Raw genomic sequence first — 18,861 nt, forward strand, 5'->3', positions numbered from 1 at the left:
AATGCAAAAGATTGTTTTCCGATTAGGGCACTGGCTTAAGAGAATTATAATCTCATTGCTTTCTTTATGGTTATTCTCTGTCATCATTTTTAAGTTTGTGCCCGTTCCCTTTTCCGCAGTGATGGTCGAAAGACAGCTATCCGCGTGGATTAACTTTAATTTTTCTTATGTTTCTCATTCGACGTGGGTCAATGAAAAGCAGATTTCCCCCTATGTTTATCTTGCTGTTATTGCTTCAGAAGATCAAAATTTTCCCCATCATTGGGGATTTGATCTCGATGCAATTGAGCGTGCTTATAAGCATAATTTGGATGATAAACGACCGGTTAGAGGCGCCTCGACGATCTCTCAACAAACAGTAAAAAACTTATGGTTATGGGATGGTCGAAGCTGGTTAAGAAAAGGGATTGAGACAGTAATGACGCCAGTAATGGAAGTTATGTGGTCAAAAACAAGAATACTAACTATTTATCTCAATATTGCGGAGTTTGGTGAGGGGGTTTTTGGTGTTGAAGAAGCAGCAAATAAATTCTTTAATAAGCCTGCCAGCAAGCTTTCTAGAGAAGAGTCTGCGCTTTTGGCTGCTGTTCTTCCAAATCCACATCGATTCAGTGTAAAAAAGCCATCTTCCTATGTTTTAAAAAGGCAGGCGTGGATACTTAATCAGATGAACCTTTTAGGAGATAGGAATTATCTGAAAAATAACCAAATTGGTGAGGATTAAAAAAAAAGCCATGATTTTGAGTTCATGGCTTGGCTTTTTATAACAATTGATTATCGTTTATGATTAATTAAGATAAGTGAAAGCGGTCGTAACTCGACGGACACCATCGGTTTCGCTTGCAATTTTGGCGGCTGCATCACCTTCTTGTCGAGTCAGTACTCCTAATAAGAAAACTTCCCCATTCTCGGTAATTACTTTTACGCTACCTGATTTAACGCCATCACTGGTTAATATCTTAGATTTCACTTTGGTTGTTAACCAAGTATCTTTTGATGCTGTACCTAAATCGACAGGTTCACCTTGACGAACTTCATTGTAGACCGCGGTCGTTCCATCCACTTTGCTGGCGATTTGTTTTGCTCGCTCAGCCCATGCCATATCTGGAGACTGACCGGTTAATAGAACCTGTCCTTTATACGCAGTTGCCACGATGCGAGCTTTGCTTGTGATATCTTTATCTTTATTCAGTTGACCACTGACACGCGCTTCTAGTGTGCCATCATCAACTTGCTGACCCACCGAGCGAGGGTCTGAAACGCTCTTCGTTGCGACTGCAGCAGTACCGACTACCGCAGCACCAATACAGCCCTGTAGAAGAACCGAACTCAAAACTATGGCAAAAATTGGAAGTAATCGCATTTTGTCTCCTTACTCGTCCTGATGTGGGAACAGCGTGTTATCAATTAAATCACACAAACAATTGACGGTTAATAAATGAACTTCTTGAATTCTGACACTGTGCTGGGATGGGATTCGAACCTCAACATCTTGTGGACCAAGAAGCCCTGCCAGTTCACCACCATCATAGCCAGTCAGAGCCACAATCGTCATATCACGGGTTACTGCGGCTTCAACTGCTTTAATGATATCAGCGCTATTACCATGAGTGGAGATAGCCATTAAAACATCACCATGTTGACCAAGTGCTCGGACTTGTTTGGCATAAATTTCAGTAGGTTGTTTGCTTCCGGATATCGCAGTCAACACTGTATTATCGGTATTTAGCGCCAATGCAGGTAAACTTGGGCGCTCTGTCTCAAAACGATGGATCATACTGGCAGCAAAACGCTGTGCTGTTGCGGCTGATGCACCATTACCACAACACAGAATTTTATTACCATTCAGCAATGACTGGACCATCATTACCGCTGCGCGAGAAATCGCATCGGGCAGTGCTTCTGCCGCAGCAATTTGAGTTTGAATACTTTCGGTAAAACAAACTTTTATTCTATCTAGCACTTACTTGTTTTCCTGTTCACTAAGATTAAACGCGTTTTGAACCCACTCAAACTGTTTGCCGGTGATTGCATAGATATCGAAGCGGCAGGGGGTTGTTTCAAAACTTTGTTGTCGCTGAGCAAGCCAATATTGGGCAGTTGCCAATATTTTTCTGCGTTTGTGCCAGTTTACTGATAAAAGAGCGTTTCCGTAATCACTATTCTTGCGAAAACGCACTTCGACAAAGACCAAAACCGTCCCATCACGCATAATCAGGTCGATTTCGCCCATTCGACAGCGAACATTACGGGCAATTAACGTCAACCCTTGTTGTTGCAAATAGGCGAGTGCTTGGTTTTCGTAATGCCTACCAGTTAACCATTTTAATGATTTTTTTATTGTTTGCATGACATCCTAGTCTGAAAAATAGGCAATCATCCTGATTGCCTTGTAAATATTATTGCACGGGTTTTATTTGACCCTGCTGGAATTGTAACCAAGGCAATTCACGATAAACGACACAATTTTCATGAACCGTTAATGTGCCTGATGCCCCATGAATACGGAATTGAGCATTCTTTTGCAAATTATCGTAGTTATTTGCGAGTGACCATGCATCAATGCCCATGGCATAGAGGCGGAATAATGAATAGTCATTATTCACTTTACCTTGGGCTTGCTTACGAAGATTACTGTTTGCCCCTGCTAATAATGGGACTTCACTAAACTTCACGCCTTCCATTTCAAAACGGTAATCCGCATTGGAGCTACCTTGGTTACTACGAGAACTTGCATATAAAGCAGGACGCTGACGTGAACTAATAGCCATGTCGATCATTGGCTTAACTAACGTTAGCTCATCACGGGTTGCCACGATGTATACAGCGTCAACACCACCTTCAGTTTGTACCATTGGCTGGGCATCAACGTTGATAGGCGTACCCGTCATACGGATCCCTTGCCCACGGTTTATAGATTCTTTTAGCGAACCTACTGAACCAAATGTTTGTACTAATACCGTTCCACCGCCTTTTGCCTGCCATTCTTGTGCAAAAGCTTTGGCAATTCTATCGCCAAATGGATTTGCAGGAACTAACACCAACGGCATCTGTTTCCCATCAGCTCGCATTTGGTTAGCGGCATTTTTCGCTTCATCTTCAGGGGATAAAGAGAAATAACATAGATTTGGGCTAGGTTTTAACTGATTTGCATCTAATTCATTTAAAGCCAGAACACTGATTGGTGCATTCATTTGAGCTATTGTTTGAACTTCAGCTTTCAACAGTGGGCCCACAATCAAGTTATAGCCTTCGGCAGTTGCTTGTTGGACTAACTGAGGGATCGCTTTACCTTGAGTATCAAAGACTTTGACGCTTTGTGCATTAGTCGGTACAGCATCAATCGTTAAGCTTGAAGCGACGACATCGCCATTAGCATTTTCATTCACTGTCGCAGCAACTTCTTGATAAATTTGGTCTAAAACATCATTACCAGTACTTTGGGGAGCTGCTGGCTCAGTGACTGAAGGGGCTGATGACTGAGGAAGCCCTTTTTGCGCATCGGTAAAGCCTTGCAGGATAGCTTGACCAAACACTTGCCCTTGACCACTCATTGGTAAGAATAGTGCAATACGTGGAGCATCGCCTACTTTTGCGACAGTACCTTGAACTAATGCAGTTGGGAGATTTTTTGCCCCTGGATTATGTGGATAACGGGTTTTCCAATCGGCAATGCCCACGCGTAGGGCTTCTGGATCATCTTTATTATTTTGATAGATATCGAGAAGGTCGACCCAGCCTAATAAAATATTTTCATCTGCCGCGATCCCTTGAATCTGTTCTGGCTGCATCTGTGTTAACATTTGCCACAGAGAATCAATATTAGCTTGATGTTGTGCAGGGTCGGTAAGCAGAGGTTCTTGGCTTATATAAGCGCGTAGCACTTCCATTGAGGGCTTACCTTGAGCCGTGTCGATGATAGACTGATAATGACTGGCATCAGAAACACTTTGCTGCTGTGTGGTTGTCGAGGTTGTCGATTGTTCGAGTTGGCACCCCGTTAATGCGAGAGTGGACAACATCGCAGTGCAGAGTAACTTTTTTTTCAAATGCAAAAAAATTGAAGGACGCATACTGTATCCAATGGTGTATTTTTCAATTGCTTAATTTTAAACCGGCTATTCGGATGAAACAATGAACCAACCTAATCAAGCAGTGGTTATGGCATCCACGCTATACATCGTGCCAACCCCAATTGGTAATATGGGAGATATCACGCAACGCGCGTTGGATGTGCTTAAACATGTTGACCTAATTGCTGCGGAAGACACAAGGCATTCGGGAATTCTATTACAGAATTTTGCCATTAATGCACGTATGTTTGCGCTACATGACCATAATGAGCAGCAAAAGGCAGATCTGTTAATTAGCAAACTTCAACAAGGGGATAGTATCGCATTAGTCTCTGATGCAGGTACACCTTTAATTAACGATCCTGGTTATCATTTAGTCAATCGCTGCCGTGAAGCAGGCATTCGAGTTGTCCCATTACCGGGCGCATGTGCTGCGATAACAGCATTATCAGCCGCGGGATTACCATCCGACCGTTTCTGCTATGAGGGTTTTCTTCCAGCGAAAACTAAAGGTCGTAAAGATGTACTGAAGTCCCTTGAGCAAGAAACACGAACATTAATTATTTATGAATCGACTCACCGTTTGTTAGACAGTTTAGCGGATATGGTTGAAGTTTGGGGGCCTGACCGCCGAGTGGTTCTCGCGCGTGAATTGACAAAAACCTGGGAGTCCATTGAAGGTCGTCCGGTTGGAGAACTACTTGAGTGGGTTAAAGAAGATGAAAATCGCCATCGTGGAGAAATGGTTCTGATTGTTGAAGGTTATAAGCCTCAAGATGAAGAATCCTCTATCACGCCGGATGTGATGCGCACGTTGAATTTATTACAAAAAGAATTACCGCCGAAAAAAGCCGCGGCAATTACTGCTGAAATCTACGGCTTGAAAAAAAATCAGCTATATAAACTGATGCTGGATCAGCAAGACAGCGAGTGATTTTCGTCCAAGTACAGGCTTTGTGGTAAATAGACTGCCTTTGAGCCTGTACAAGCTACCGTAAAGTGCCTATAATTCGCCGCGGAGTTGGCTAGACAACCGCTGCTTTATCGTAGTCCCTTCGGGAGACGGGTAGAGGGGAGGAAAGTCCGGGCTCCATAGGGCAGGGTGCCAGATAACGTCTGGGAGGCGCGAGCCTACGACAAGTGCAACAGAGAGCAAACCGCCGATGGCCTGTTTACAGGATCAGGTAAGGGTGAAAGGGTGCGGTAAGAGCGCACCGCGCGACTGGCAACAGTTCGTGGCATGGTAAACTCCACCCGGAGCAAGACCAAATAGGGGTTCATATGGTGCGGCCCGCATTGAACTCGGGTAGGTTGCTGGAGCCAGTGCGCAAGTGCTGGCCTAGATGAATGGTTGTCCACGACAGAACCCGGCTTATCGGCCAACTCCCATTTTTTCGTCATATTTCAAGTTGTGACTGCGTTGGCTTCACTCGTCAACCCTAGTCACATACTTGTGTATGCTCCCAGGGATTTCCTCATTTTGCCGCCTTGGCACATCTCGAACTATCTAGAAAAATTTTTTTCGTCATATTTCAAGTTGTAGGGGGGTTGGCTGCACTTGGCTACTCTGGTCACATACTAGTGTATGCTCCTAGGGATTTCCTCATTTTGCCGCCTTGGCACACCTCGAACTATCTAGAAAAAATCTTAAATTGTTTAGAAAAAAATCTAATTAATTGATAATACTACACTTAATTGTTTTTTTATTTCTCGCCATTCGGTTACATCAAGTCATAAATATCAATAGAGAACTCGTTCATAATCATTTTGATAATCACTTGATTTGTTGAGTTTTTCTTGTAAGAAATCCAAAAAAACGCTGACTTTTTTTGGTAAAAACTCTTTGTCTGGATACACCGCATAAATGTGATGGAGTGGCAGGTGATAATCAGGGAGCAATGGAATTAAACGCCCAGCGAGAATGTCTGGTGCAACAATGAATTGTGGCAGTTGGCAGACCCCTAACCCTTGTAACGCAGCCTGATGTAAAGATAGGCTATTATTGGCACGAAAGTTCCCTTTTGGAGTAAATCTCACTTTCTCACCAAGATGAGTAAAACTCCATGTCTGCCCAGCCTGAAAGTAACTGTACAATAAGCAATTATGTTCCGCTAATTCTTGAAGATTTTTTGGTATTCCGCGTTCTTCTAGCCAAGCAGGAGAGGCGCACAACACACTTCGACATGGTGACAGTGTTCGAGATATCAACGATGAATCCTGCAATTCACCTATTCGTATCGCTATATCAAAACCCTCACCGATAAGATCGACCAGCTTATCGTCAAAAATAATTTCAGTGCGTAATTGTGGCCACCGCTTTAAAAATTCAGGTAATAGCTTATTAAGGTGCAACGTACCAAAAATCATCGGTGCGCTGATCTTCAATATACCGTCTACCGTATCTGCATAACGGGCAATAGCCTCTCTTCCATCATTGATGGTTTCATGTGCTTTTTTGAGCCAAGAATAATAGATTTCGCCAGCTTCAGTTAGTTGTAGGTGGCGAGTTGAACGTGTTATTAGACGTATCCCGGTTTGCGTTTCAAACGCCATTAGCTTCTTACTGACCGCGGATTTGGTCATATGTAGCGTATCAGCTGCCTTCGTTAAGCTACCTTGTTCTACAACAGTGATAAAAATCGGAATTAGCGAATAATCTATATCAATCATTTTATTGTCAACCAATAGGAAACAGACTTTTTCTTTTATATGCCTTTTTTGACTTCCTATCAATCTTTATACTTTTAAGATTATTAGCAAAGAAATAAAGAAAATGAAAAAAGAAATAACGCTGTCCATGATCGCTGTTTTATCCGGCGTATTGCTGACATTAATGATTATGAGCAATAGCTATTTATCCACGTTTACTTCTCCACTACATGCATCTTGGTTGACCCACGGGATTGGCAGTCTCATTGCTTTTTTGATTTGGATAATGGTGAGAAGAAAAACAGTTCGAACCCATAAACCAGATATCAAAATACCTGTTTGGTGCTACTTAGGTGGTATTCCCGGTGCTTTTACTGTCCTGCTTGCCGCCATTACCGTCAATAGCCCGCTTTCACTTTCAGGCTCGATAGTCCTAATGTTGACAGGACAAATTGTGACGGGGCTGTTGATTGACCATGCTGGGCTATTGGGATTAGCCAAACGAAGAATTACCCTGCGGGATGGCTTAACGGTGTTGTTACTGCTTTTGGGTTCTGTATTGATAGTGATGGGGAGATAACCATGCTGCTTTTTTTTGTCATGATTGCATTGAGCAATGGGATTTTTATTATATTAAGCCGAAGTGTTAATGGCGCGCTTTCTCAAGTCACCAGTGCTTTTTATGCTTCATTGGTAAACCATGTTATTGGGTTTTTATTTCTAAGTATCATCATTTTATTTATGTCCTCTCTATTTACTCTAGATTTAACCCATATTCCGTTGATGGCTTTTTGTGGTGGAATTATTGGCGCTTTTTTTGTGGTGATCAACAGTTATGTATTACCACTACTTGGCGCAACACTTACGACGATTTTGGCCATAGGTGGTCAGGTTCTTTCCAGTTTTGTGATCGATATTATTCAGCACGGCCTACCAGAACATTTTTACCTTCAATCGTTGGGTGTTATTTTGATTCTTGCCGCAATTGGAATACGCCATATCAAACCAGCAACATCATAGCCCCCTGATGCAAATCAATATGCATTTTGAATATTCAAATACAATAATGGTATTTAAAATGCATGTTAAAGAGATATGCGGTTATGATAAAGAAACCACTGATAAGATACCAACGTCGCCCTGGTACGGTTGGAGGTAAGCTCCCTTGGAATGATTGGCGAAATGCCTCCACATGGAGAAAAGTCGTACAGATAACGTTATTGGCAATCAATATTTATATTGGAATTACCTTCTATTACTGGGTTCGCTATTACGAAACAGGCGGCGCGACGTTTTATCTTCCTCGTCCGGGAGGAATAGAAGGGTGGCTGCCTATCGCTGGGCTAATGAATTTAAAATACACCCTCGAAACTGGCGCTTTCCCACCGATCCATGCAGCATCGATGTTTCTATTAGCTTCTTTTATTATCATCAGTTTATTACTGAAAAAATCCTTTTGCTCATGGCTGTGCCCAATAGGCACCATATCTGAATACATAGGAAAAATAGGTCAGAAACTGTTTCGTTTCCAAATCAAAGTCCCTAAATGGCTCGATATCCCCTTAAGAGGATTAAAATACCTACTATTAGCCTTCTTCCTCTATATTGCGTTATCCATGCCAGCACAAATGATCCAATACTTTATGATGTCGCCTTATGGGATCATCATCGACGTGAAAATGCTGGATTTCTTTCGTTATATTAGTAGCGCCTCACTCATCACGGTTTTTGTTCTTGTCGTCGCTAGCCTGTTTATTCGTAACGTGTGGTGCCGTTATCTCTGTCCATATGGTGCTCTGCTGGGGATATTCTCTCTATTCTCACCCGTTAAAATTCGCCGTAATGTGGAAAGCTGCATTGATTGTGGTAAGTGCGCCAAAAATTGCCCGTCACGAATTCCAGTCGATAAGCTAATTAACGTTAGAACGGTAGAATGTACGGGGTGCATGACGTGCGTTGAATCTTGCCCAGTTGCGTCAACATTGGCTTTCTCATTACAAGCCCCGACGAAAAAACGCCAAATAGCCTTATCGGGAATGATGATGGCCATTTTGACCTTAGGTATTTTATTCGTCACTATCGCAGTTGCAGCTTACATAGGCGTTTGGGATAGCCCAGTACCCGATAATTATTGGTTCCATATTATCCCGAATGCCAAAATGATCGGTCATTAGTACGTAATGAAAAAAGCCCCACTGCATTGGGCTATGCGTGGGGCAAAGGTCTTGCTTCTATTTTCTTCGGTATAGTGATTAATTAACCGCTTGTTTGACCATTTCCAATAATTGACGAACATCTTCTGGGCGAGTATCCCCCGTCGCTGAGTCGATAATTGAACTGTAAATATGCGGAATGATTTTCTTCACGCCTGCATCGAGGGCGATTTGCAAAATTTCAGTGAAATTATCCAAATCAATGCCGCCGGTTGGTTCTAAGGAAAAATCGAATTTGGCACAGGCTTTAGCAATGGCGGTATATTCTTCGATATGCTTCAAGCCTTGCATATTGAAAAATTTCACCGAATCCGCGCCCATATCTTTCAACATCATAATTGCTGTTTCGATGGGAACGATGCCATCAGGAGCTTGGGAACTTAATGGACCCGTTGAAATTTTTACCATACCCACTGTACCCGTTGGGGATACCACCGCATTCACAAAAGTCTCATTTTGACCCAATAATGCACGGCTGATCGGTGCCCCCGTAAATACTTGGTTGACGTGCTGTGGCTGAACCTCTTTAGAGATCAATGACACCATAGTGGATTGTTTTGGATCGCCAGCACCTAGACCGACAGATAGCGCATTATCAACTTCTTTGGCGTAGATTTTCATATCCGCAATCGCGCTTTCAAGATCGGGATAGTTTTTGGATAACACCCCGACGACGACAAAACTCTCGGCTGCGGCATAGATATCTTTCGCGTTCTGATGGCTTCCCGCTAAGACATTCAAACACACACGGTCATGGTAAAAATTAGGTGACAACTTCATGTTAAATTCCTTCTACTAATCGACGAATCTGCTGCGAAATAACCTCAAGCTGCTCAGTACTGACGCTACGAATATCGGCTTCGACCTTACCTTCATTGGCTTTGTATTCACGGAAATAAATCGCGGTATCTCCTTGTTTTAATTCAGCCATAATTTGATAGGTCGTTTTGCCAATCGATTTTTCATCAAAGCTAATTTCTGTTCTGGCAATATCCCGACCTGCTGCATCCCAAACCACTTTGGCTGAAATACCTGCAATCGTATTTAAATCAGCAATGAATTTACTCATGCGATTAACCATCTCAGCGCCGCTTTCTTTGGTTGCTGTTAGATACTGCTCGATAGCCAGTGTTAAGCCCAAAATACCTTCTTTACCCACTTTCATGGCACGACCAATCCCTTGAGATTGGCGTTTTACCCACTCTACATACTGTTTTTTACCCATCACTAAACCGCTGGTGGGGCCTTCAATCGCTTTGGCACCGCTGTAAATCACTAAGTCGCCACCTGCCTGATAATAGGTCGTTAAATCTTCTTCAGCGGCAGCATCGACAATCAACGGTAATTGATGTGCATGGGCTACTTGGGCGGCATCGGCAACGGTCAGCATACTTTTTTGCACGGTATGATGAGATTTGATGTACAAAATAGCCGCCGTTTGTGGGGTGATTTTGGCGGCTAGCTGAGCGGCATTACATTCGTTGGCAAAACCAGCTTCAATCACTTTTCCGCCACCTAGCGCAACCATGGTATCCACGGGAGCACCAAAGTTAACATTGTGCCCTTTGGGTAGAATAATCTCCCGAGGAACAGATTTGGTGGATGAGTGTAAATTCAGTAATAAATCATCGTCATCTTTAACGATGACTGCGGCAACTGCCTGAGCAATTCCTGCAGATGCACAAGAAACGACAACCGCTGATTCGACGTTTAATAACTCAGCAATATAGTCGCCCGTTTTATTCACTAAATCTTTAATTTCAAAATAGTGATTCAGTCCATAAGCAACCCGTTCAACCACTTCAGGCGTTGGCGTAGAAACGCCTAACATTGTCATTCGACCAGAGGCATTAATCACGTGTCTTAGCTGATATTTCTCATAAATTGATTTCATGTTCAGATTCGCCTTGTGCAGGAATAATGTGTTTTCCACCGACAATGGCAGCAACGGGAACAAAACGCTGTGTTCCAATGCGGCGTTCTCCTTCTGCATCCGTTAGCTCAGTCGGCTCTTCTTTCAGGTCAAATAGGGTAATGTCTGCATCAAAGCCGGGTCTCAAATAACCTTTGGCTGGTAGCGCCAGTAAGTCGGCAGCTTTTTCTGTCACACAACGTAGGATTTGCTCTGCGCTAAAGCCCATACACAAGAATTTAGTCATCACGAATGCGAGGCTATAAACGGGGCCATTCACGCGGTTACGGTGATAGATATCAGAGCTAATAATGTCGGGATACGTTCCAATACGCATGGCTTGTTCAGCGACTTTAAAGCTAAAACTTTCACCGCCATGACCCACATCGAGGATCACGCCACGCGCTAACGCGCGAGCGATAGACGGCTTGAGATAGCCATCGTCACCAAGAATTTTGTTGGGTTTACCATTAAAGCAGTGGGTAATAATATCCCCGCGAGTCAGCAAATCTGCGACTTCATCAATGTTTGGTGGGTTATTTCCAATATGTACCATTAATGGTAAACGGTGTTTTTTCTGCATCTCTTTGGCACGGAGCAGCGGGGCAATTCCGTTTTCGCCAACCACACTTTTACTCATGCGAGCTTTTAATCCCACGACAAAACCGGGATGGCGCTCAATGGCTTGTTGGAAACAAACATCGTCAATATTGTTCATATCGGACAGTTCGTTTTGCGCGATGATGCCAATACGCGAAATATTCAGTAGCGAGAAGACGTTGGTTTTAGATTGTGTGGTGAGCTGATAAAACTTGTCGATATCATCGGCACCGACACTTCCAGCATCAACCAGTGAGGTAACTCCGCCCGCAGCGCCTGCAAGATCTGGTTCATCGAAGTAGATGGGGGATTCGACAAAACAGTGAGCATGAGAATCAATCCATCCGGCACTAACATAAATCTTACCTTCAAGATCAATCACTTTCTCAGCTTGCTGGTGATGAGCCAACTCCGGACCCGCCGCCTCGATTTTGCCGTTTTTAATCAGAATATCGATTATCTCGCCATCGATACGTTTACCATTTTTGATTATCAGAGAATACATAACTGCCCTCTTAGTTCTCAGACGATTAGGCGGCGAGCGGGAAGAAATACCCGAACAGCATTGCACCTAGGATCGCGCCACCCGCTACGGGTTTTTGCCATATATAGAAAATCAGAGCACCAATCAGAGCGCCGATACCAATCGGAATCGAGGCCGCCATGGCTGCCAGAATAATCAATGGACCGAGAAAACGACCTGAAGTATTACCGGCACCCATCATGACATCGGCACCAAATGTGGAGTTGGCTTGTGCAATAGTGAATTTACGCGCAAAAACAATGATTAAGCCGATTAAAACCCCAAGGAATAATCCAGTAATTAACGAAATCCAAAAGTTAGTGACTAAAATATCCCAGCCAGCGGCAAGAAATAGCGCTGGAACACCTAAGCCAATCCCCGTTTGTAGGGCGCCACCGATATCCAGAATCCCCACGAGGGAGCCTTCAATGATTCGGGCGAATAAGAAACTTGCGCCGAATGCGGCAACTGCGCCATAAACGCCGGTATCCAGACCTGCACGTAACATGGCGACGAAAGCCACTTCGTTAAATGCCCCAAATCCATAAACCACGTACATATGGGTACCCGCAAAGATCCCCGAAGAGAGCAGCCCAACAAAGATGGGGAAAGACCACTCTGCGTACCAAAAGTCTTGTTTGTTGATTTCAGTTGTCATGATTATTTCCCGCTCAGCAGACCGTGGACGTATTCAAGCCACAATGGTTTATCTAGGTTGAAGGAGGTGATCATCTTCAGGTCAAACTCACGGAAGAAGCCACTCAGAACAAACAGCAGAACAACGGTAATCATCATGGTACGCGTAATACGGTTCCAGCCATTATCATCAACGCCTTTCCCGATCAGGATACCGAGTACCAAACCTGGAATAGCGTTACCCATAATTAACTGTGCACAACCACCGAACAGGGTTGCCCAGAAGCCTGAACGGCGACCGGCATCCATCGCAGCTAACCAGAAAATAACTGGCATCACGGTGTTAACCAGTAAGTTTGCCGCAGGAACTAACACATTAATTGCTGTCGTTTGCAGTGCAGCCGGTACCGCAGATGCCGTGGTATTTAAGAAAGCGACTACAAAGGCCCCGATAATCGCACAGGCTATCGCCATTTTTTTCGGATTATGTAATGTGTCTGCCACACTACGGTTCTTGGTAAGCAGCGCTGCCGCACCCCAGTTTGGAATGATGCGGTGATCAACGTCTTGGGTAAATGCCCCAGCCGCAACGGAGGATGCCCATGCGTTGAAGAAAAATCCTAAGCCGAATGAGAAGTGGGATGCAGGATCGCCCTCACAAGCATTTAATTCACCTAATGTACGGAATGCGCCCATACCTTGAATGGTGGGGGCATGGAACATACGTGCCGCCCCTGCGCCTAAACCAAAGCCGCAGAGACCGCCGATAATCAGGGACATGCCCAATATTTCTAAGAAAGATGCAGTTTCACTCATGGAATTAACTCCAGACCTGATTGCTTTTATTGTTCTGTAAATGGAATTTCGTTAACAGAAAGTAAGGTGACATCTAGTGAAACGTCGAGCACGACACGAAAATGCTCACGTTTACGTGGCAAAAAGAGAAATAGAAATTTTTCTGTCCGCGACTGATAGTGAGCACTAACAATCTCAACATCCCGAGGCTCTATCCGTAGAATGATGTCTGTGCTGTCTTTAAGTACGGTTTTTTGAATCGAATTTAAGGCGTCAGCAATGGCTTTTTGCTTGGTATCGCCTTGCCCTGTCACCCGTACCACCGTTTCGATAGATTTTTTCATTAAGCGTTGCCGTATTTTTTATTAAATGCTTTAACTAAGCGCTCGCCTAACTCTTCCTTGTCCATAAAACCGAAACCTAAAACATTGCAACCATCTGCAATCGCAGTTTCTCCCTCTTCAATAGAGCGCATCCCATAACGAGCTTTGTAGCCATATTTAGTTTGAGCGGTGATAGCACCGGCGCCACCGCTGCCACAGAATGAAATTCCAAGGTCAGCTTGTTCTTGATGCATGACATCGCCCAGTTTCATATCTGCTGCAACACCGGGAACTACAATGGCTTTTCCACCGGCAGTTTCAACGCCCACTGCAACTTTCTGACCTTTACCTAAACGATCGCCGATAACAATAACGATTTGTTTCATAATGAATTCTCCAAACTTTATCTTGCTAAAAATTAATCATTAGAACGGGCAACTTCAAAGTGAACCGAGAGCAAGTAAGTCTCTTCAGGTGCCAAGCCCGGCAGTGTGTCGACAACTCTTTGTGCCAACGCGATAGAATGCGGTGATATTTCGTCAAATAAACTGATATCCACTTCAGGTAATGCTTCACCCGTTTTTGCTCTGGCAACCATGGCTTTTAGATGAGACTCCAACATTTGTTGTTGTACATCGGTGGTGTAGCACGCCTCCTGTTTTAGCCAGTCAGTAATCACTGCCAGCAGTTTTTGAGTGACCTCATCGATATCAAGGTCGTCGTCTAACATCTTAAAAACTACAACTGATTCACTCATAACTGTTTAAAATCCAAAGTAATATTAAAAATCAAATGACGAGGTTTCTTTATGTCTAATACCTTAATCGGTTCCTACGTGTTTTTGCAGACAGTGAATTTCCATTTCAAAGTGGAAATAAGCTGGAAATATTGAGAGATGAAAATAGGGTGATTTTTGGTCTAAAAGGAAGGCAAGTGGAAAAATAACGTATTTAGATAGGATGTAAATAAAGTATTTTCTAATAAATAAATTAAAAATTTTTAAAATTCAATATGTTAATTTTATTTTTAATTTATGGAAGTGACACCCACGGAAGGACGGAAAAGTGGAAATGAGCAAAGTGGAAATCGGATATCCGCTGGATTTCTATTTCCACTTGGTCAATTTACGCATCAACGGATGCATTTTGACGGGAAACTAATTGATGGAGTTGTGGTTAGGATCACGTAAAGATGCGTAACTTCCTTTTTTCCGTGGAAAAGTGGAAGCTACGCTATGCTAAAGAATTCGCGCGAGACTATCTTTAGCAATAGCTTGAAATTCATTGAAATTTTTGACGTTGACTAAGCGGCGAGTGGTTTTTTCTTTGACAAAAGTGACAAATAAATCATAAATCGCCATGGCTTCCTCGTAATCCGTTTTACTGATTGCCAGCAGAAAAATGACATACGCATTCTCTTTCGTTTCTTTATTCCACTCAATACCTTTGGGGGCAAGGATCGTGACAACGACGGTTTTATTGGCTAACAAGCCCAATGAATGTGGCAGGGCGATCCCTTCGCCAAGCAGCGTCGAAACAATGGATTCACGTTCTTGTAATGAGGGATAAAACTCAGCGGTGACATAACCTTCTTGTTGCAATTTACTGCATACCGTTTGGAAAAGTGCCTCTTGGCTAATTTTTTCGTTGATGACCATAAAAAATCGCTCATCAAAAAAACGCTCAATAATGTATGGGCGAGTTTGGTCTACCATGGCTAAGCGGCCGACTTGCTCCAACTGGTAAGGCGTGGGGAATGGCGCGATTTTAATCACAGGTTTATTTTTTTCAGAAATACGTACCGTCGTGATAACAAAATCTTCGCTGACTTCACTTAAGGACTCATATTCTTGCAGGGTTAATCCACGGCTGAATTTAAGCTGTGGAAATTCACGCATAATTTTGGATTCGACCACTCGAAAGGTTGAGTTACCCGCATCGGTCACGACCAAAACCTCAGTCTGACGCATGGAGCCTGCCCCATAGTTGCGCTCAAGGCTAACGCCAATATGTACCGCTAAATAACCCAACTCATCTTCATTCACGGGATAGGGTAATAGATGCTTACTGGCGCTGGTTAATGCACTTAAGGTGACATCGTAGGCAAATGGATAATATTGTTTTATATCTGATAGCAATGGATTTGGGGTGGAAATATGATACTGAAGCCGCGTGATTAGTGAGGAAAGGTGGGTATTTAAATCTTTTTTCAGTTTTTCATCACTGCGTAAATCATAGTTATAGCGATCATTGATGTAATTTAAAATATGTTCAGAGAGTGCATTGTGGCTGCCACTTTTTTGTGTGGTGGAATCCTGGTTATTAATGCGTTGGGCAATGATTTGGTCATGCAAAAAGTTGAGTTCTGCATGGGACAGATCATTTCCCAGAAAGTAAATTAGTCCTTTAGAAATTTCATCGCAGGCTTTGTTAATCACCTCTTCAACAGCATCATTTTTGGTATTCACTGTAAGTTCGTGACCGCGAGTAATGCGTAAAATGGTTACGGCACAGTTAAAGACTAAGTACAGATGCCCTTCATTACTAATACGAATATCAAAGCGATTCATACTATTATGAATAACTTTATCTATATAAGTTAAATCCAAATTATCAATGCAATCAGGATGGAACGTTGCTAAGTCTGGCGTAATTTGTTCGATAAATTGTCGCCATAGCGCTTCAGTCATACAAGCTCGGATCGCCCATTCACTGCCACTCAAACGAATGCCTTGATGAGGAATACTTTCTAATTGAACTTGGTATTTGTGAAGATGTTCCCTCACCGCGCCCATATCTTGTTGAATGGTGCTACGGCTGACAAACCACTCTTCAGCAATATCATCCAGTTTAACTGGCAGTGACAACATTAGGAGTTTCAACAATAGTGCATCAATACGTTCTTTACTGGTACGGGGAATATTGCTGTTGTTATCATTCTGCTGAGTAAATGCGGAAAATTGCTCTGCATTCTCGATTTTTAAGCGATAGCCACGTCCTCGCTCATACACAATATGGGCGCTGTGAGCTTCAATTAGTTCGTTGATTTCATTGATATCAGATCGGATTGTTCGCGTAGAAACAGAAAACAGTTTGGCTAATTCATCTTGAGGCACAACCTCATTGAGAATTCTCGAAAAAATTTGGTTGTGTCGCTGTTGAATGAATAATGCCACAAGAACACCTTTAAAATCAGAAAGTAAAAGTTTTAGTTAAAAAATGGGGGTTTTTAACTCTCTCATGGCTGGACTCTAACACAGGGTGATCGGTATATAGGAGGTATAAATGATTAGATTTGCGGCTTTATTTGCAAATTTTGATGTATATCTCCCGTTAACTGTCACCCTGTGAGGAATATTGATACCTAGAATTGCTCACCTATATCAATCAATAAACCACGAAATGCTTTTTCAGATTTTAGGGTTAATTGGTTTTCTTCTTGAACAAATACGCCGTCATTACAATTCATGGTTAATAGTGTTGGTTCCTTCCCGATAACGTGTAAACCACCATAAATAGACTGTAAATAAGCATGTTTCCCTCTCAATGAGATAGTTTTTGATTGATTAGGTGCTAAATAAATTTGGCTGATCCAAATTTTTTGGCGAAGTTGTAAGCTTTGTTCTTCACCATCTGGAGAGGCGATTAACCGGTTTTCTTGCTCTGACAATGACAGTTTTTGTGGCGGCAATGATTCTTGCTCTGGACAGGCATTTAACCACAGTTGTAACCGTGTTAATGGCGTTTTGGAGCAGATATTATGCTCGCTATAGCTCAAATCAGGTCTTGGGGAGAAGCTGACACACTCACCTTGCTTGGCACTGATGACATTACCTAAATTATCACGGTATTCAGCATGCCCTTGCAGAATAATATTCAGAATATCCACATGTGGGTAAACCCGTGGTTGGAAGGCATTATCCGGTGCGATGATTTCTTGATTCAGTACTTTTAATGTTTTGAATCCCATCAACTCAGGATCAAAATAGTGACCAAATGAAAAGGTATAGCGAGCTTGTAGCCAACCATAGTCTGCTTTTCCACAATGGTTAGCTGATCTTAATTTCATCATAGTGGTTAACCCTCACTCAAAAATAGTGGTAATAATATATTGTCATAATAAATATCTGGACGTTGAATTGTTAGCCAGTTAATCTGTTTCCTTCATTCAAATTTCCTGAAAGAGATACATCATGAGCAAAGAGAGAGCATTAACACTTGAGTCATTACGGGTGATGGATGCAATCGATCGTCGTGGAAGTTTTGCCGCAGCGGCTGAGGAATTAGGGCGAGTTCCCTCCGCGCTAAGCTACACCATGCAGAAGCTAGAAGAAGAGCTTGATGTTATTTTGTTTGACCGTTCAGGACATCGCACTAAATTTACCAATGTAGGGCGCATGCTATTAGAGCGCGGCAGAGTGCTCCTTGAAGCCGCGGATAAGCTGACTTCAGATGCGGAAGCCTTAGCAAAAGGTTGGGAAACCCACTTAACTATCGTGTGTGAAGCATTAGTGCCTGCCGAATTGTTATTTCCCCTTGTCGATAAGCTGGCTGAAAAATCAGAAACTCAGTTGTCACTGATTACTGAAGTACTAGCAGGCGCATGGGAACGTTTAGAAAATGGGCGTGCGGATATTGTTATCGCCCCTGATATGCATTTTCGTTCATCATCGGAAGTGAACTCAAAGGTTCTATATACGCTTAATCATATTTATGTGGCGAGCCCAAATCATCCTATCCATCAAGAACCTGAACCTCTATCCGAAACAACGCGGGTGAAATACCGTGGGATTGCCGTGGCGGATACCGCCCGTGAGCGCCCAGTGATCACCGTGCAACTGTTAGACAAACAGCAGCGATTAACGGTATCGAGTATTCAAGATAAGCGTAAGGCACTCATTGCCGGGCTAGGCGTGGCAACGATGCCATACCCGCTGGTGGAACAGGATATTAAAGAAGGTCGACTGAAAGTGGTGGGGGCGGAATTTAGCCATGAATCGAATATGATTATGGCGTGGCGTCGCGATAGTATGGGGGAGGCGAAGTCGTGGTGTCTCCGTGAAATCCCTAAATTATTTAGATCTTGATCTCGTCATACTTTGCATTGTAGGGGTGTTGGTTGCTCTCGGCTACTCGAG

Annotated in this window: 21 protein-coding genes and 1 other RNA gene; 7 read left to right on the forward strand and 15 right to left on the reverse strand. The window is 43.1% G+C overall.

Annotated elements, in window-relative coordinates; translation table 11 throughout:
• The first annotated feature begins 1 nt into the window (after position 1).
• Positions 2-724 carry a monofunctional biosynthetic peptidoglycan transglycosylase gene (gene mtgA, locus PR761_RS12065; RefSeq protein ID WP_006814205.1) on the forward strand — a complete coding sequence of 241 codons (723 nt, stop codon included), beginning with the start codon at positions 2-4 and terminating at the stop codon, positions 722-724.
• A 63-nt stretch (positions 725-787) separates the two neighbouring features.
• Here the strand turns inward: mtgA and dolP are convergent, their stop codons facing one another.
• From dolP to PR761_RS12085, 4 genes are read right to left on the reverse strand one after another with little or no spacing between them, the layout of a single operon-like run.
• Positions 788-1,363, reverse strand: a complete 576-nt coding sequence (dolP, locus tag PR761_RS12070; RefSeq protein ID WP_006814204.1) for a division/outer membrane stress-associated lipid-binding lipoprotein — start codon at positions 1,361-1,363, stop codon at positions 788-790.
• A gap of 9 nt (positions 1,364-1,372) precedes the next feature.
• Positions 1,373-1,963, reverse strand: coding sequence for a DnaA initiator-associating protein DiaA (gene diaA / locus PR761_RS12075; RefSeq protein ID WP_006814203.1), 591 nt, complete (start codon positions 1,961-1,963; stop codon positions 1,373-1,375).
• A complete protein-coding gene (locus PR761_RS12080) occupies positions 1,964-2,350 on the reverse strand; it encodes a YraN family protein (protein ID WP_006814202.1) in 387 nt (128 codons plus the stop codon).
• Between the two features lie 49 nt (positions 2,351-2,399).
• Complete coding sequence (locus PR761_RS12085; RefSeq protein ID WP_154610918.1) at positions 2,400-4,073, reverse strand: penicillin-binding protein activator; 1,674 nt, start codon at positions 4,071-4,073, stop codon at positions 2,400-2,402.
• Between the two features lie 61 nt (positions 4,074-4,134).
• Here PR761_RS12085 and rsmI point away from each other — a divergent pair, with 61 nt between their 5' ends.
• Together rsmI and rnpB are read left to right on the forward strand one after the other, a co-directional pair.
• Entirely contained in the window at positions 4,135-5,007 is an 873-nt protein-coding gene (gene rsmI, locus PR761_RS12090) for a 16S rRNA (cytidine(1402)-2'-O)-methyltransferase (RefSeq protein WP_154610919.1), read from the forward strand.
• A gap of 83 nt (positions 5,008-5,090) precedes the next feature.
• Positions 5,091-5,464: RNase P RNA component class A (gene rnpB, locus PR761_RS12095), an RNA gene on the forward strand.
• Between the two features lie 349 nt (positions 5,465-5,813).
• Here the strand turns inward: rnpB and PR761_RS12100 are convergent.
• Positions 5,814-6,743, reverse strand: a complete 930-nt coding sequence (locus PR761_RS12100) for a LysR family transcriptional regulator (protein WP_154610920.1) — start codon at positions 6,741-6,743, stop codon at positions 5,814-5,816.
• A 103-nt stretch (positions 6,744-6,846) separates the two neighbouring features.
• Here PR761_RS12100 and PR761_RS12105 point away from each other — a divergent pair, with 103 nt between their 5' ends.
• From PR761_RS12105 to PR761_RS12115, 3 genes are all read left to right on the forward strand, one after another.
• Positions 6,847-7,302 (forward strand): DMT family transporter, encoded by a 456-nt coding sequence (locus PR761_RS12105; protein ID WP_006814198.1) that lies wholly within the window; start codon positions 6,847-6,849, stop codon positions 7,300-7,302.
• A 2-nt stretch (positions 7,303-7,304) separates the two neighbouring features.
• Positions 7,305-7,742, forward strand: a complete 438-nt coding sequence (locus tag PR761_RS12110; protein WP_154610921.1) for a DMT family transporter — start codon at positions 7,305-7,307, stop codon at positions 7,740-7,742.
• Positions 7,743-7,825: 83 nt separating this feature from the next.
• The gene (locus tag PR761_RS12115; protein ID WP_407901853.1) at positions 7,826-8,896 is read left to right on the forward strand and encodes a 4Fe-4S binding protein; all 1,071 of its coding nucleotides are present in this window, start codon (positions 7,826-7,828) and stop codon (positions 8,894-8,896) included.
• Between the two features lie 78 nt (positions 8,897-8,974).
• On the opposite strand, the gene dagF is transcribed toward PR761_RS12115, so the two are convergent.
• The 10 genes from dagF to PR761_RS12165 all read right to left on the reverse strand — a co-directional run bounded on the left by dagF (position 8,975) and on the right by PR761_RS12165 (position 17,795).
• Positions 8,975-9,715: a 2-dehydro-3-deoxy-phosphogluconate aldolase gene (gene dagF, locus PR761_RS12120; protein WP_112837352.1), complete on the reverse strand. Its 741-nt coding sequence runs from the start codon at positions 9,713-9,715 to the stop codon at positions 8,975-8,977.
• A gap of 1 nt (position 9,716) precedes the next feature.
• The gene (locus PR761_RS12125) at positions 9,717-10,829 is read right to left on the reverse strand and encodes a DgaE family pyridoxal phosphate-dependent ammonia lyase (RefSeq protein ID WP_115164685.1); all 1,113 of its coding nucleotides are present in this window, start codon (positions 10,827-10,829) and stop codon (positions 9,717-9,719) included.
• Complete coding sequence (locus PR761_RS12130) at positions 10,813-11,952, reverse strand: amidohydrolase/deacetylase family metallohydrolase (protein WP_154610923.1); 1,140 nt, start codon at positions 11,950-11,952, stop codon at positions 10,813-10,815. Before PR761_RS12130 ends, PR761_RS12125 begins: the two co-directional genes overlap by 17 nt.
• Positions 11,953-11,977: 25 nt before the next feature.
• The gene (locus tag PR761_RS12135) at positions 11,978-12,628 is read right to left on the reverse strand and encodes a DUF4310 family protein (protein ID WP_006814192.1); all 651 of its coding nucleotides are present in this window, start codon (positions 12,626-12,628) and stop codon (positions 11,978-11,980) included.
• A 2-nt stretch (positions 12,629-12,630) separates the two neighbouring features.
• A complete protein-coding gene (locus PR761_RS12140; RefSeq protein WP_006814191.1) occupies positions 12,631-13,422 on the reverse strand; it encodes a DUF4311 domain-containing protein in 792 nt (263 codons plus the stop codon).
• Positions 13,423-13,448: 26 nt separating this feature from the next.
• Positions 13,449-13,745, reverse strand: coding sequence for a DUF4312 family protein (locus PR761_RS12145; protein ID WP_006814190.1), 297 nt, complete (start codon positions 13,743-13,745; stop codon positions 13,449-13,451).
• On the reverse strand, positions 13,745-14,110 hold the full coding sequence (locus PR761_RS12150) for an SFCGS family glycine-rich protein (protein WP_006814189.1): 366 nt from the start codon (positions 14,108-14,110) through the stop codon (positions 13,745-13,747). Before PR761_RS12150 ends, PR761_RS12145 begins: the two co-directional genes overlap by 1 nt.
• Positions 14,111-14,142: 32 nt before the next feature.
• A complete protein-coding gene (locus tag PR761_RS12155) occupies positions 14,143-14,481 on the reverse strand; it encodes a transcriptional antiterminator (RefSeq protein WP_006814188.1) in 339 nt (112 codons plus the stop codon).
• A gap of 480 nt (positions 14,482-14,961) precedes the next feature.
• Complete coding sequence (locus PR761_RS12160; RefSeq protein WP_112837350.1) at positions 14,962-16,899, reverse strand: BglG family transcription antiterminator; 1,938 nt, start codon at positions 16,897-16,899, stop codon at positions 14,962-14,964.
• Between the two features lie 188 nt (positions 16,900-17,087).
• Positions 17,088-17,795, reverse strand: a complete 708-nt coding sequence (locus tag PR761_RS12165) for a pirin family protein (RefSeq protein ID WP_112837349.1) — start codon at positions 17,793-17,795, stop codon at positions 17,088-17,090.
• A 121-nt stretch (positions 17,796-17,916) separates the two neighbouring features.
• On the opposite strand from PR761_RS12165, the gene PR761_RS12170 reads away from it, so the two are divergent.
• Positions 17,917-18,810, forward strand: coding sequence for a LysR family transcriptional regulator (locus PR761_RS12170; RefSeq protein WP_006814184.1), 894 nt, complete (start codon positions 17,917-17,919; stop codon positions 18,808-18,810).
• The last annotated feature ends 51 nt before the right edge of the window (positions 18,811-18,861 follow it).

Source organism: Providencia sp. PROV210 (assembly GCF_028479445.1).
Lineage (GTDB): Bacteria > Pseudomonadota > Gammaproteobacteria > Enterobacterales > Enterobacteriaceae > Providencia > Providencia rustigianii.